The sequence below is a fragment of the Paraburkholderia sp. UCT70 genome (genome assembly GCF_050434085.1).
Lineage (GTDB): Bacteria > Pseudomonadota > Gammaproteobacteria > Burkholderiales > Burkholderiaceae > Paraburkholderia > Paraburkholderia tuberum.
Genome location: NZ_JBNPVZ010000004.1, coordinates 1 through 12,620 on the forward strand (window position 1 = coordinate 1; position 12,620 = coordinate 12,620).

The window sequence follows — 12,620 nt, forward strand, 5'->3', positions numbered from 1 at the left end:
TGCTGACCGCCGGAAGCGCGCGGATTCTCGTTGACGGCGGCTCATTAGTCCCCGGCTTATCTTCGCGGGACCTATCTTTCGGCCATTGCGATCACGCGGGGTAATCATCACATTAAGCATCATTTTTTCTGCTACCGCTATCATGTCTCCGGTATTTGCTGGACCTAACGCGTCACGTGTGTTCTGGCGTGACGAGTTATAAGCAAAAGACACGGCAGCATCGAACTGTGCCTGAGTCAATTCGTGCTGCGTGACCACAGCTTTAACTGCTGCCTCAGCGTCACGAATCCGATTTTGCAGGACAGCGTTTGCCTGTTCGGGAACAACCGTTCGCGCCAGTTCTTCCGCCGTACACGGACCGAAGTGGGCTAATGTGCCGATGCCCCAGGTGCAATTACCATTCTTTGGCGCATCGTTGTAGTAGTGCATAACGACACCTTCATTTAGACGAAGGGCGGTATAGCCTGCTTCACTCATGGATTTATCTGAATTTGCGTTCGGCATCGAAATATCTTAAAAAAACAACTCGAATGGAGTGGGTAATATAGCAAAAACAGAGTCGCAGGAACCCGTTCGATTTAAACTAATGCCAAATGAATATTTATTATATTAAGATAGAAACAAGAAGGGATAGTCGAGAACCGAAGGGGCGGCATCGTAGACGCGCGGCGCGTGTCACAGCGTTCGACACCCGCGCGCGGGGATTGCGCTTGATTTACACTTCACCCCTTACCGCTTTCCATCCCGCTCTGATCACGGACGCCGTCATGTTCGAAGTTTCCTCCACCTCGCATCTGCCCAAAGCCGCGCAATATGAAGAACTGGTCGCGCAGGCGCGCGCGCTGCTGGCCGGCGAAACGGACTGGATCGCCAACGCCGCGAATTTCTCGTCGTTCGTCTTTCATTCGTTGAGCGATCTGAACTGGGCCGGCTTTTACTTTCACGACGGCCGCGAACTGGTGGTCGGCCCGTTCCAGGGCAAGCCCGCGTGCGTGCGCATTGCGCTCGGCAAGGGCGTCTGCGGTACGGCCGCGCAAACCCGTCAGACCCAGGTTGTGCGCGACGTGCACGAGTTTCCCGGCCATATCGCATGCGATTCGGCGTCGCAATCGGAAATCGTCGTGCCGCTCGTCGCGCCCGACGGCACGCTGATCGGCGTGTGGGATGTCGATAGCCCGGTCGTCGCGCGCTTCGACGAGGAGGACGCGAAGGGCATGGAAGCGTTGTGCGCGGTGTTCATCGAGGCAGCGCTGCCGCGCGGCGTGTAGCGTTGCCGAATCGCGCCGAGCGCGGCGCGCAGCACTGAGGTGCAGACCGTGCATCTCAATCTTTGAGACGCTCTAGCGCATCACCGCGATGCACCGCGTGTCTGGCGCTTTTCTCGCTTGCCACTTCGTAGGTGCGGGTCCGCTTTCGATGCGGCGACGGCAACATCGTGTTCGTGCCGAACAGCCAGATCTGGAGCAATCCGGTGATCAACGACAACTGTGGCGGCACTCAGCGCATCGAGGTCGAGGTGGAACTCGCGCAGCGCAAGGACGTGGATGCGGCGATCGGGCAACTGCAGAAACTCGTGGCCGTCGAGCCGCGCGTGCTGAGCGGTTCGACGCTTGCACCGGTGGTGTCGGTTGCGGATTATCCGGCGGATGGCGGCGCGACGTTGAGAATCGCCGCGTGGGTCAGGTCGCCGGATGCGTCGTTGGTTGGCGGCGATCTGCATGACAGGGCGCAGTCCGTGTTGGAACTGGCGGGGTGTGAGGTAGCGGCTTAGGGTTAGGGGTTAGTAGGGGCATGACATACGGCCTCGACGCGATTGCCGGCCGGGTCGATCAGAAATGCCGCGTAGTAGTCGCAGTGATAGTGAGGTCGCAAGCCGGGCTGGCCGTCGGATTTGCCACCAGCCGAGAGTCCCGCTTTGAAGAATGCATCGACATGCTCACGGGACGGCGCTTTGAAGCACCAGTGACGTTTGTTTTCTCTTATTTCATTTGGATCGAGATACACGGCCAGATAGGTCGATGAGATGTCGTCGGTCGTGCAACGCTCGCCGTAGCCTAACGCGGTGGGGCGGTCGAAGACTTTGCTCGCGCCGAGAGCCGTCATGATGGCGTCGTAGAAACGTCGTGCTGCCTCGATGTCGGGAACGCCGATCGACACGTGATCAAGAAGCTGCATTAGATGTCTCCCTATTGAAGTTGCACTGAGTTTATACGCGCAACTCGCTCCAACAGGCATTTCCGACCCAATCGCCAAGGTCTTCCTCCATAAGCGGCGGGCCGCTCAGTTCAAGGGTCATCAGATAGCGTTCGTCCTCCGGTCGGTTTTCGTGAACGAACCGTCGAATATCAAGCGCAACCTGATATTTGCCGGTTGCCTGCCTGACGGCGACGTGGAATTCAAACGGCAGATCATCGATAACATACACGACGATTGAGCGCAGAATCGACATGAGTGTTCATCAACTTGCACACGCGACTCTTTCAATCTCGGGCGAACATGCGGTGCCTGGGTTTTGGACAAAATATTTTGCCGTTGCGCCCGACGTGGCGATTGCGAAGGGTGATTCGGTAGTCGATCCAACGGGAAAGGGGCGAGTCTTGACGCGGCGCACCGGAGTGTGGAGTGTGCGAAGTAAGGAGTCTGTCCGTAGCGATTTGCTGGAGCCGCATCTTCGTTATCTCGTTAGCCACTTGAATCTTCCAAGGGACGATTTCCAGCGATTGCCGGCAGACAAGAATGCGAAAGTGCGCTTCTTCTGCTACTGGTACAACGCGAGCGGGGACCGGGTGTCTGACGTGCCAACAGACATTCGCGTCATGATGGAAGCACTGGGCGGCACCGTAGAGATTGACGAGTACCGCTAGAGCAGGCACGAATGGAGGGGCTAGTGGCAATCGAACTCTAAGCGCCATCCGCACCGTTCCACGCTCGCAGCGACTCGCCAGTAAAGGGTTTGAGCGGCTTTCGATGAACGTGAATAAACGTCAATCACCTCACATTAAAACAATGTCGTACTGTTCACTTCTAGCTGTCGTGATCCCAGTCCGATAAGGGATTTGAGGCTGCCTGTTGAATGAGAAACCCTTTCAGCTACACATCTAGCTACATATTTGCCAAGCGGTCACCTATGGCATGTCTCGGAACGAGCCGGGATCATCGTGCCGATCACCCCCGAAGGTGTAGATTGTCGCGTGATGGGCGGGCGCTAATTTTTGAAGGGGTGCAGGTGGAAAGAGGTTCAAATCCTCTCCGTCCCGACCAAAGAAATCAAGGACTTACGGTGCAAGCCGTAAGTCTTTTTTCTTGTCGTTCGCCTTGGCCCCAACAATGTGCCCTGAGGTTGACCCGGTTCGACGGATAGATTTGCAGTTGAGTTTAATGCGGTGTGGCACCTCCCGATAAGGTTGAATTGCGGGTTGTCCACGGTCGGGCGGCGGGTCGCCTGTCGCGACCACGACGCTGCCCGGCGGTGGGCAACCCGCGCGGCGATAAGCTTTGATCTTGCGCATGCAGGTTTTCGAACTCGAGCGGCGAACAGTAGCCGATGCTGCTGTGCAGGCGGCGTATGTTGTACCAGCTCTCCAGAAGCGAAAACAGACGCCGCCGTGCCTGTTCGTGGGTCGCGAAGTGTTCGCGACAGAGCAGTTCGGCTTCGAGTGTGCCGAAGAACGACTCGCACATCGCGTTGTCGCTCCTATGTCAAGCGAAGGCTGTAGAGTCCACTAGATCGGCGAGAATGAGAGGGTAAAGTTCTCGCACTAAGTACCGCTTCAGGTAGCGGTGAATTTCCTTCTTCGACATACCCTCATGGCTGCGACGTTGCATGTACGCTTTCGTCCTCGGGTCACTACGCATCCGGACCATCGCTATTGTCCATAGCGCGTTGTTCGCGGAACGGTTTCCCCCGCGATTCAGTCGATGCCGTATTGTTTTCCCGGATGAGGCCTGGAGGGGGCTCGTTCCGCAAAGTGCTGCGAGAGACGCTTCATTTTTGAGGCGTTCAGGGTTGTCGCCGGCAACAGTAACGAGTATCGCGGCGGTGTGAGGTCCGACACCGAAGCGCCCCCTAAGCCGACGAGCGTACTGGTTGGTAAGCTTCTCCAGCATTGCATCGAGCGTCTTCAGTTCTTCCTCCAAAGCCACCCACCGCTTGGCCAGCAAGCGAAGAAAATACCAACGGCTTGTTAAGACAGTACTTTCCGAAAGGCATCGATCTGTCGGTCTACTCACAGGCCAAACTCAATGCCGTGGCTCGAAGGCTGAACGAGCGTCCAAGGAAGACGTTGGATTACGAAACGCCGGCTGAACGGTTCCATCGAACTATTGCATCGACCGGTTGAATCCGCCGCCAAGAGCAGACAGTCGAACGAAGAATTTCCAACGAATTTGAACGGCTGCTCATTTACTTAGAAGCGGTCGTCGGCGGATTCAATTCTGGAATAGAGCAATCTCGGAAAGTTTTAATCAAGTTCAAGGCTCGCGACGATGTCTGATCCCCGATGCCTGTTTCCACTGACGCCCGGTTCACTCCAGTTCACGCAAGCTGTCGTGCAGAACTTCGACGCGCTGCAAATGACTGTTGCCGCGCTCGAGCAACCGTTCCGCGACGAGCGAGCAAATCAGGTTGACCACTGACGTCATGCCCGCCTTGCTGTCGAACAGCATCAAGCCATCGGTATGGCATCGGATCACCCAGCGCGCCAGCCGCGCAGGTTTGCCCGCGATCACATCCGACATATACAGAACCGGCACGCCTGCCTCGGCCAGCGCGGTGGCAGTCAGGCCCACCGCCGACACGCGGCGCCGCAAGCCAATGATGATCGCGAGATCCTTCGCGTTCAGATCGGCAAGATACTCGCCGATAGTGTCGCCGGGCGCGGGCAATAGCATCACGTCCGAACGCACCTGAATCAGTTCGCGCCGGATCATCGTGGCGATCGTGTGGCTATGTCGATAGCCGATGATCGCCACGCGTCGTGCTTGCGCGATTGCGTCGACCACCTCGCTTAGCACTTGCGTATCGAGCGAACGATATGTGTTCGCCATGTTTTCGACTTCGTGCTGCAGATGGGCCTGGATTACGTCGTCGAGTTTCGAACCTGCCGTCTTGCGACCCCTGTCCTGTAGATATAACGGCGAACCGCCGACCTGTGCCGCACGCGCAATCGCTCGGGCATCGTCATAAGACGCATACCCCAGTTTCTGAAAGAACCGTGTGGCGGTTGCCTTCGACACTTGCGCGGTCGTCGCCAGTTCGGTGGCAGTTTGCATCGCCAGTTGTCCCGGTGCACTCAGAATCACATCGGCAAGCCGCTGATCGATTTCAGACAGTTCGTCATAGCATTCCGCAATCCGGCTTTCGATCGACGGTGGGGATCGCTTCTCTTTTTTGGTATGAGCGTTTGACATTTCGGCATGTGATAAATGGGTTGCCCGTGATGGTGCGATGTCGGCACCGCAAACGTGCATCCGGGCTTGCCTGCACGTGGCAGGTGCATGTAGGTGCTATTCCGCATCGGCTGCATTATAGGTCCGGCGCCGGAAACGTGAAATCGATGTTTCTCTCGAATCTATATAGAAACACATGTTTTCAACGATAAATTCGTGAAACATGCGTTTCAGTCATCCCACTGGTATGGATCATGCATTGCATCCTGCATTGTCCACCTGTGTACGGGAGTCCCATCGATGTCGAAGCGCCGCCTCTCCAGCCTTGCCCTTGCCGCGTTGTTACCGTTTGCCGCGTTGATTCACCCGGTCGCCGCCAGCGCCGATACGCTCGACGACATCAAGAGTCGCGGCACGATGACGGTCGCCATCGATCCGACCTTCGCGCCATACGAATACACGGACGCCAGCAACAACATCGTCGGCTTCGATCCGGCCATCCTGGCGGCCGTCGCGAAAAAGCTCGGCGTGAAGATCGAATATCAGCGTATGGCGTTCAGCGGCATCATTCCCGGCCTGCTCGCGCATTCGTTCGATATCGAAGGGTCGGCTCTGAACGTGACCGCCGAACGCGCGAAGCGTCTCGCGTATGTCGTCCCGACCAGCAAGACCGTCAACGGCGCACTCGTACGCGCCGATTTCAGGAAGATTCCGGCGAACGCCACCGTCGAATCGCTCGCGGGCCTGACCGCGGCGGTCAAGAGCGCAAGCGCGCCCGAGCAGATCCTCAAGCAGTTCAACGACACGCTGAAGGCCAAGGGTCTCACGCCCATCACGCTGATCAGCGTGGATAGCGTGGATCAGACGGTCGCCGCATTGATGACGCGTCGCGCCGATTTCGTGTTCGACGATATGACCGTGCTGGCGGGTGTGATCAGGCAGAACCCCGGCAAGCTCAAATCGACCGGTGAACTCGGCCCGTCGCAATGGATCGCGTGGGCGACTCGCCCGGACGATACCCGTCTGAACAAGGCGATCAGCGACGAAATCATCGCCATGAAGAAATCGGGCGAACTCGCACGCCTGCAAAAGGTCAATCTCGGCGTGAGCTTCGATACGCCGACGTCCAACTTCATTCCCCAGCAGTAAGCGTAAGCAGGCCGAATCAAATGACAGATCCAGTTCAGACTCTCACCGTCAAGGCGGGACATGGCCGTACCTTCGAAGTGAAGGCCGGCCAACGCCTGACGATCATCGACGTCGAAGGCCAGCAGGCCGCCGATTTCGTCGCGGTCGTCGCCTCGAACCATACCGAGAAGCTGTCGCCGACCCACACGCGTCGTCAGCTTCGCACGCTGTTTTTCAATGTCGGCGACGCGCTGTATTCGTCGTTGGGACGGCCTCTGTTGCGGGTCGTCGAGGACACGGTCGGGGTTCACGATGCCAACGTACCCGCGTGCGACGACACGCGTTTCACGGTCGATTTCAACGTGATCGGACATCGCAACTGTCTCGACAACATGCACGCGGGCCTCGCGCTGTACGGACTGTCGCCGTTCGACGTGCCCGAGCCGTTCAATCTGTTTCAGAACGGCCCGGTCACCGCCGACTGCCGGATGCAGGTCACCGATCCGACCAGCAAGCCGGGCGACCACATCACCTTCGATGTGCTCGAAGACCTGGTTTGCGCGGTGTCGTCGTGTCCGCAGGACATCATTCCCGGCAATGGCCTCAAGGTCACCGACATCGCCATTTCCATCCTGCCCGCGACGCCGGTCGCCGCCTGAACGGACTCAACCATGCTGCTTCTCAAAGAACCGCCCTCACGCGCCGCGCTGCCGCCGCAAACCATCGCCGTGCCTGCCGGTGAAAGCGGCGCCATCGAAGTCAAGGCCGGCCAGATCCTGCGCATCGAAGCGAAGGAACCCGGTGCGGTCGCCTCGATGTTCGGCTTCAGCCGCATCAACGGCGACGTCTACATGTCGGTCCATCACACGCGTGTCTTCAGCAATTCGTACGTGTTGCAGGCCGGCATGCGAATCGTCAGCAACCGTCGTCGCGCGATGATGGTGCTCGGCAAGGATTCGAGCGGCAAGCACGACTTGTTGCTGCCCGCATCCACGACCGCGTATCTCGCCCAACAAGGCTACGCCGGACAGACCGGTTGCCTCGAATCGGTCGGCGCGGTGATCGACACGCTCGGCCTCAAGCCGCCGAAGATGCCCGATCCGGTCAACCTGTTCATGCACGTCGCACTGCATCGTGACGGCCGCATCGAACCGCTGCCGAACACCACGCGCGCGGGCGATTTCATCGCGTGTCGCGTCGTCACGGATATGACGTTCATCGTGTCGGCGTGTTGCACCGGAATCGCGGGTAACGACGTGCCTGGTGCGCTCGAACTCTCGACCGCGGAAGAACTCGACGAACTCTGATTCCGGAAAAACGCCGCAATGGGCTTCGACCCGCAAGTGATCCATAGCCTGCCGACGTTGATCGACGGCTGGTTGCTGACCGTAGAACTGACGCTGCTCGGCGTGACCGGCAGCGTCGTGTTCGGCCATCTCGCACTGGCGATGCAACTGACGCGCATCGCGCCATTGCGCTGGGTCGCGCGCCTCTACATCAGCTTCATGCGGGGCACGCCGGCGCTCGTGCAACTGTTCATGCTGTTCTTCGCGCTACCGCTGATCGGACTGGGCGGCCGGCCGATGCTGGCCGCCGCGCTGACGCTCGGCCTGAACAGTGGCGCGTACACGGCCGAAATCCTGCGCGGCAATCTCCGGGTCGTCACGGCCGGTCAGTATGAAGCGGCGATTGCTCTCGGCATGGCGCCGTGGCGTATCGCGTTGCGCATTGCGTTGCCGCAGATGCTGACAGCGAGCTTGCCCGCGTTCATCAACGAATTCACGATCCTGTTGAAGACCACGCCGCTGGCGTCGGTCGTGGCTGTCACCGAACTTACGTATGCGGGGCAAATGGTGATCGCGCGCACCTACACGTCGACGCAAGTGATGTTGCTCGTCAGCGTCGGCTATCTGGCGGTCGCGCTTCCCGTCATCTACGCCGCGCGACGCATCCAGCGTAAGCCGCGCCTACCGCGCGCGTCGCGCATCGCAAGCGGCGTCGCACGATGACGTTCGACCTCGGCGTTCTGTCGGGTTATTGGCCCGAACTCGTGCAAGGACTCGGCGGCACGATCTGGCTCTGTGCGGCCGGCGCGGCGATGTCGGGCGTACTCGGTGTGTTGCTGACGATTGGTCAGCGGCGCGGCGCGCCGTGGCTCGTCGCGCTGATTCGCGGCTATACGGCGCTGACGCTTGGTTTGCCCTTGCTCGTCTTACTTTACGTGACGTTCTTCGTCTTGCCGGATTTCGGCGTGCTGCTGCCTGCTCCGTTCGTCGGCACCGTCACGCTCGCGATCTATTACGGCCCGTACGTCGCGGAAGTGATTCAGGCCGCCGTCGCCGCCGTGCCGGCGGGCACCGTCGAAGCGGGTGTCGCCATCGGCATGTCGCCGGTGAAAATCGCGCGACGCATCATCGCGCCGCAAGCGCTGCCGCTGTTGCTTCCCACGTTGACCGGCCTGTTGATCGGTCTGGTCAAGGATTCCGCGCTGCTGTCCGTGATCTCGGTTCATGAGTTCATGTTCGCCGCGAAAGCCGTCGTGTCCGACACCTACGCTCCACTCGAAGTCTATTTCGTCGTCGCGATGGTCTACTGGGCCGCGACGTCCGTCATCCATCTCTCGACCCGTCATTGGGAACGCCGCCTCGGGCGCGCCCAACGGGTCGCCCTGCCCCGGGGAACAGCATGAACCTATCCGACAACACGACGCCCGTTGCGTTGAAGGCGAGCGGCATCGTCAAGTCGTTTGGTCCGAATCGCATCCTGGACGGCGTCGACCTGACAGTCGCGCGCGGCGAAACGATCTGCGTACTCGGCCCGTCCGGCTCCGGCAAATCGACCCTGCTGCGCTGCCTGAACTGGCTTTCTCCGCCCGATGAGGGCGCGGTCTGGATCGGCGACGAGCGGGTCGGTTTGCGTGAAAACGCGAACGGCTCGACCGGCCCACGTCCCGACCGCGAGATACGCGCGCAGCGCAGCCGGATCGGCATGGTGTTTCAGAGCTTCAATCTGTGGCCGCACATGACGGTGCTCGAAAACGTGACGGAAGGCCTGCTGTCGGTCAAGCGGATGAGCCGCCTTGCCGCCAGCGACCTCGCGGTCGAAGCGCTGCGGCAAGTGGGGTTGAGTGGCAAGCACACAGCGATGACCGCGAACCTGTCGGGCGGACAGCAGCAACGCGTGGGCATCGCGCGCACCCTGGCGATGGCGCCGGAAGTGATCCTCTTCGACGAGCCGACCAGCGCGCTCGACCCGGAACTGGTCGGCGAAGTACTCGCGGTGATGCGCGGTCTCGCCGCGAACGACACGACGATGATCGTCGTCACGCATGAGATCGGCTTCGCGCGCGATGTCGCCGACCGCGTGATCTTTATGGACGGCGGACGCATCGTCGAACAGGGGCCGCCTGCACAGGTGCTCGACGCACCGTTGTCGCCCCGTCTCCAGCAATTTCTCTATCGCTTCAACCTGGAATCTAAAAGCTCATGAGCTACACGAATCAACCCACATCGACCGTTCCCGCCGGCCACGGCAAAGCCGTTCGACTGAAAGCAGGCCAAGCCGTGCGCGTCATCAATACGCATGGCACCCAGGTGGTGGATTGCTGGGCCTGGAATGCGTACGACCTGAACGAATACATGTGCATGGAAACCACGCGCGTGTGGAATCAGCGGCTGAACCCGATCGTCGGCGACAGCTTCGTGACCAATCAACGTCATCCGGTGCTGACCGTAGTCGAGGATACGACGCCTGGCGTTCACGACACCTTCATGGCGGCCTGTGATCGCAAACGCTATGAACTGCTCGGCGTGCGCGGCTATCACCGCAACTGCTGCGACAACATGTTCGAAGGCATGTTCGAACTCGGCGTCACGCCGCCGCGGCAGAACCTCGCGTCCTTCAACATCTTCATGAATATTCGCGTGCAGCCCGACGGCATCACGCTCCATACCTTGCCCACCGTGACGAAACCCGGCGAGTACATCACGTTGCGCGCGGAAATGGATTGTTTCGTCGCGTTTTCCGCCTGTCCGCAAGACATCGTCAAGATTCAGGGGCAAGGCGACAACACGCCAAAGCCGGTGGAAATTGCAGTGCTCGACAACTTCGAGTCGGATCTGCAAGGCACGCAATCGTGGGTGCCTGCCGCCTGAGCATCCCGGTCCATTAACCGATCTAACCGATCACTTCGCGTAAAGACAGATGGCACTCCCCACTTTCGATCCCGACGCACCCGCCTTCACACGCACGGGTATCAACCTCGCGGACCCGCGACTCGGCGCGCAGGCTGTATTCGCCAGCGACGATTTTTTTGCACCGATGGCGCGCATGCTTGACCCGAACCCGGCCGTCTTCATTCCCGGCAAATACGACGACAACGGCAAATGGATGGACGGTTGGGAATCGCGCCGCAAGCGCGAGACCGGCCACGATTTCTGCATCGTCAAACTGGGCGTGGCGGGCGAATTGACGGGCGTCGATATCGACACGAGTCATTTCACCGGCAACTTTCCGCCGGCTGCGTCGATCGACGCGTGCCGTTGCGACGACGATATGCCGCCCGCCGACGCACAATGGACTGAAGTGCTGCCCGCGACCGCGCTCAACGGCAACGCGCATCATTATCACGCGATCGATCCGGCCACTCGCGGAGTGTATACGCACGTGCGCCTCAATATCTATCCGGATGGCGGCGTAGCGCGTTTTCGGGTGTACGGCCGGCCGCGCCCGGAACTCGCGCCACGCGCCGAACTGGATCTCGCGTCCGCGATGAACGGTGCGCGAATCGTCGCCGCGAACAACCAGCATTACGGTTCAGCGTCGAACCTGCTGCTGCCGACGCGCGCGGCCAACATGGGCGAAGGCTGGGAAACCCGGCGACGACGCGAACCAGGCTGCGACTGGTGCATCATCGAATTGGCGACGCCCGGTGAAATTAGTCAGGTCAACGTTGACACCGCGCATTTCAAGGGGAATTTTGCGGACCGATGCTCGCTACAAGGCGCGTTCGTCAGCGCGGGAACGGACGAGTCCCTGATTACGCAATCGATGTTCTGGCCGGTATTGCTCGACGAGCAGAAGCTGGAGATGGACAGGGTACATACCTTTGCGCCGAGCCGAAGCATGTCTGTTACACATGCGCGCTTCAACATATTGCCGGATGGTGGCGTCTCGCGGCTGAGTCTGATGGGACGCATCTTGACTTGATCCAAGGCAAGCCTTCACCTGCATTAATCCGCAGTCTGCTCACGAGAACTCACGACTCATGCGCAGCGATCGAACGGCCGTTTTACTCTCGAAGCGGCGCAGGGTGTGCGGGGAGACGCGTTTGCCGATCTGCGCGGCCTCGGCGGCGGCATGAACGGCGCGGTTCAGCTCCCGGGTGCTGAGCGGGTCGACGGGATCCATTCCGGGAAACAGCCACCCGCCATCAAGCATGGTGCCCTGGGCACGCGCGACCCGCCACCACAGCCGCAGGCGTTCGAGCAGCACCGGCGAGAGCATCGCGTAGCGGTCCTTGCGGCCCTTACCCTGCTCGATGCGCAGTGTCATGCGCTGGCTGTCAATGTCGCTGACCTTCAGCGCTACCACCTCGCTCGCGCGCAATCCGGCGCCATAGGCGACTGACAGCGCGGTCTGGTGCTTCAGGTTGCCGGCTGCTGCGATCAGCCGCCGCACCTCTTCGGGGCTGAGTACCACCGGGAGCTTGCGGGGTACACGAACCGGCTGCATCCGGGCCATCAGCTCAGGCTTGCCGAGTGTAACGTCGAAGAAGAACTTCAGTGCGCTGATCGCGGCATTGAGCGACGTCGGCGAGGTACCATGATCGACCAGATGCAGCTGGTAGTACCGCAGGTCTTCGACGGCGGCGGTATCGGGTGAACGCCCGAGAAACCTGGCAAACTGGCGTACGGCACGCAGATAGCCGGACTGGGTCTTGGGCGCGAACCTGCGCATACGCATGTCATCAACCATGCGCCGGCGCAGCGGGCTGACGCCCGGATCGAAGAAGGTCATGATGGGGCTCCGGCTGGAGGACAAGGCGGATTGCCTCATTCACCAACATAAGCACCGGCGCCACTGACCTGTCTTTCGCTGCCAGA

The 12,620-nt window shown here is 60.0% G+C and carries 17 protein-coding genes and 2 pseudogenes; 12 read left to right on the forward strand and 7 right to left on the reverse strand.

Annotated elements, in window-relative coordinates; genetic code table 11:
• Positions 1-477: lysozyme (locus tag OKW41_RS25530; protein WP_429574400.1), on the reverse strand; the 477-nt coding region annotated here is incomplete at its 3' end.
• A gap of 290 nt (positions 478-767) precedes the next feature.
• Between OKW41_RS25530 and OKW41_RS25535 the strand changes: the two genes are divergently transcribed.
• Together OKW41_RS25535 and OKW41_RS25540 are read left to right on the forward strand one after the other, a co-directional pair.
• Positions 768-1,268: a GAF domain-containing protein gene (locus tag OKW41_RS25535; RefSeq protein WP_018419924.1), complete on the forward strand. Its 501-nt coding sequence runs from the start codon at positions 768-770 to the stop codon at positions 1,266-1,268.
• 203 nt (positions 1,269-1,471) lie between these two features.
• Positions 1,472-1,771, forward strand: coding sequence for a hypothetical protein (locus OKW41_RS25540; RefSeq protein WP_429576569.1), 300 nt, complete (start codon positions 1,472-1,474; stop codon positions 1,769-1,771).
• A gap of 2 nt (positions 1,772-1,773) precedes the next feature.
• Here the strand turns inward: OKW41_RS25540 and OKW41_RS25545 are convergent, their stop codons facing one another.
• Together OKW41_RS25545 and OKW41_RS25550 are read right to left on the reverse strand one after the other, a co-directional pair.
• Entirely contained in the window at positions 1,774-2,175 is a 402-nt protein-coding gene (locus OKW41_RS25545; protein WP_429574401.1) for a VOC family protein, read from the reverse strand.
• 31 nt (positions 2,176-2,206) lie between these two features.
• Positions 2,207-2,449: a hypothetical protein gene (locus tag OKW41_RS25550; protein WP_429574402.1), complete on the reverse strand. Its 243-nt coding sequence runs from the start codon at positions 2,447-2,449 to the stop codon at positions 2,207-2,209.
• Here OKW41_RS25550 and OKW41_RS25555 point away from each other — a divergent pair.
• Complete coding sequence (locus OKW41_RS25555; protein WP_429574403.1) at positions 2,448-2,864, forward strand: DUF4279 domain-containing protein; 417 nt, start codon at positions 2,448-2,450, stop codon at positions 2,862-2,864. The two genes, OKW41_RS25550 and OKW41_RS25555, sit on opposite strands and share 2 nt — an antisense overlap.
• Before the next feature lie 511 nt (positions 2,865-3,375).
• Here OKW41_RS25555 and OKW41_RS25560 read toward each other — a convergent pair.
• On the reverse strand, positions 3,376-3,681 hold the full coding sequence (locus tag OKW41_RS25560) for an IS3 family transposase (protein WP_429574404.1): 306 nt from the start codon (positions 3,679-3,681) through the stop codon (positions 3,376-3,378).
• An 18-nt stretch (positions 3,682-3,699) separates the two neighbouring features.
• Positions 3,700-4,170, reverse strand: a pseudogene (locus OKW41_RS25565) (transposase); the annotation flags it as partial.
• Here OKW41_RS25565 and OKW41_RS25570 point away from each other — a divergent pair.
• Positions 4,158-4,340: pseudogene (locus OKW41_RS25570) on the forward strand (transposase); the annotation flags it as partial. The pseudogenes OKW41_RS25565 and OKW41_RS25570 sit on opposite strands and share 13 nt — an antisense overlap.
• Positions 4,341-4,524: 184 nt before the next feature.
• Here the strand turns inward: OKW41_RS25570 and OKW41_RS25575 are convergent.
• A complete protein-coding gene (locus tag OKW41_RS25575; RefSeq protein ID WP_429574405.1) occupies positions 4,525-5,469 on the reverse strand; it encodes a MurR/RpiR family transcriptional regulator in 945 nt (314 codons plus the stop codon).
• Positions 5,470-5,688: 219 nt separating this feature from the next.
• Here OKW41_RS25575 and OKW41_RS25580 point away from each other — a divergent pair, with 219 nt between their 5' ends.
• Genes OKW41_RS25580 through alc form a run of 8 tightly spaced genes read left to right on the forward strand, consistent with a single transcriptional unit; the run spans position 5,689 to position 11,724 of the window.
• Entirely contained in the window at positions 5,689-6,537 is an 849-nt protein-coding gene (locus tag OKW41_RS25580) for a transporter substrate-binding domain-containing protein (RefSeq protein ID WP_429574406.1), read from the forward strand.
• Positions 6,538-6,557: 20 nt separating this feature from the next.
• Positions 6,558-7,175 carry a DUF1989 domain-containing protein gene (locus OKW41_RS25585; protein WP_175164613.1) on the forward strand — a complete coding sequence of 206 codons (618 nt, stop codon included), beginning with the start codon at positions 6,558-6,560 and terminating at the stop codon, positions 7,173-7,175.
• A gap of 12 nt (positions 7,176-7,187) precedes the next feature.
• Entirely contained in the window at positions 7,188-7,823 is a 636-nt protein-coding gene (locus tag OKW41_RS25590; RefSeq protein ID WP_429574407.1) for an urea carboxylase-associated family protein, read from the forward strand.
• A gap of 18 nt (positions 7,824-7,841) precedes the next feature.
• Complete coding sequence (locus tag OKW41_RS25595) at positions 7,842-8,525, forward strand: amino acid ABC transporter permease (RefSeq protein WP_429574408.1); 684 nt, start codon at positions 7,842-7,844, stop codon at positions 8,523-8,525.
• The gene (locus OKW41_RS25600; protein WP_429574409.1) at positions 8,522-9,205 is read left to right on the forward strand and encodes an amino acid ABC transporter permease; all 684 of its coding nucleotides are present in this window, start codon (positions 8,522-8,524) and stop codon (positions 9,203-9,205) included. Before OKW41_RS25595 ends, OKW41_RS25600 begins: the two co-directional genes overlap by 4 nt.
• Entirely contained in the window at positions 9,202-10,005 is an 804-nt protein-coding gene (locus tag OKW41_RS25605; RefSeq protein WP_429574410.1) for an amino acid ABC transporter ATP-binding protein, read from the forward strand. The genes OKW41_RS25600 and OKW41_RS25605 overlap by 4 nt, the downstream gene beginning before the upstream one ends.
• Positions 10,002-10,670, forward strand: a complete 669-nt coding sequence (locus tag OKW41_RS25610; protein ID WP_408147280.1) for a DUF1989 domain-containing protein — start codon at positions 10,002-10,004, stop codon at positions 10,668-10,670. Before OKW41_RS25605 ends, OKW41_RS25610 begins: the two co-directional genes overlap by 4 nt.
• Positions 10,671-10,719: 49 nt before the next feature.
• Positions 10,720-11,724 carry an allantoicase gene (alc, locus tag OKW41_RS25615; RefSeq protein WP_429574411.1) on the forward strand — a complete coding sequence of 335 codons (1,005 nt, stop codon included), beginning with the start codon at positions 10,720-10,722 and terminating at the stop codon, positions 11,722-11,724.
• Positions 11,725-11,763: 39 nt separating this feature from the next.
• On the opposite strand, the gene OKW41_RS25620 is transcribed toward alc, so the two are convergent.
• Positions 11,764-12,534, reverse strand: coding sequence for a tyrosine-type recombinase/integrase (locus tag OKW41_RS25620; protein ID WP_429574412.1), 771 nt, complete (start codon positions 12,532-12,534; stop codon positions 11,764-11,766).
• Positions 12,535-12,620: the final 86 nt, after the last annotated feature.

Excerpts from the sequence above, each read along its gene's own strand:
- OKW41_RS25590 (WP_429574407.1), top strand. The coding sequence starts at position 7,188 with ATGCTGCTTCTCAAAGAACCGCCCTCACGCGCCGCGCTGCCGCCGCAA.
- OKW41_RS25575 (WP_429574405.1), bottom strand. The coding sequence starts at position 5,469 with ATGCACGTTTGCGGTGCCGACATCGCACCATCACGGGCAACCCATTTA.
- OKW41_RS25605 (WP_429574410.1), top strand. The coding sequence starts at position 9,202 with ATGAACCTATCCGACAACACGACGCCCGTTGCGTTGAAGGCGAGCGGC.
- OKW41_RS25560 (WP_429574404.1), bottom strand. The coding sequence starts at position 3,681 with ATGTGCGAGTCGTTCTTCGGCACACTCGAAGCCGAACTGCTCTGTCGC.
- OKW41_RS25535 (WP_018419924.1), top strand. The coding sequence starts at position 768 with ATGTTCGAAGTTTCCTCCACCTCGCATCTGCCCAAAGCCGCGCAATAT.
- OKW41_RS25550 (WP_429574402.1), bottom strand. The coding sequence starts at position 2,449 with ATGTCGATTCTGCGCTCAATCGTCGTGTATGTTATCGATGATCTGCCG.
- OKW41_RS25545 (WP_429574401.1), bottom strand. The coding sequence starts at position 2,175 with ATGCAGCTTCTTGATCACGTGTCGATCGGCGTTCCCGACATCGAGGCA.
- OKW41_RS25555 (WP_429574403.1), top strand. The coding sequence starts at position 2,448 with ATGAGTGTTCATCAACTTGCACACGCGACTCTTTCAATCTCGGGCGAA.
- OKW41_RS25585 (WP_175164613.1), top strand. The coding sequence starts at position 6,558 with ATGACAGATCCAGTTCAGACTCTCACCGTCAAGGCGGGACATGGCCGT.
- OKW41_RS25600 (WP_429574409.1), top strand. The coding sequence starts at position 8,522 with ATGACGTTCGACCTCGGCGTTCTGTCGGGTTATTGGCCCGAACTCGTG.
- OKW41_RS25620 (WP_429574412.1), bottom strand. The coding sequence starts at position 12,534 with ATGACCTTCTTCGATCCGGGCGTCAGCCCGCTGCGCCGGCGCATGGTT.
- OKW41_RS25610 (WP_408147280.1), top strand. The coding sequence starts at position 10,002 with ATGAGCTACACGAATCAACCCACATCGACCGTTCCCGCCGGCCACGGC.
- OKW41_RS25580 (WP_429574406.1), top strand. The coding sequence starts at position 5,689 with ATGTCGAAGCGCCGCCTCTCCAGCCTTGCCCTTGCCGCGTTGTTACCG.
- alc (WP_429574411.1), top strand. The coding sequence starts at position 10,720 with ATGGCACTCCCCACTTTCGATCCCGACGCACCCGCCTTCACACGCACG.
- OKW41_RS25595 (WP_429574408.1), top strand. The coding sequence starts at position 7,842 with ATGGGCTTCGACCCGCAAGTGATCCATAGCCTGCCGACGTTGATCGAC.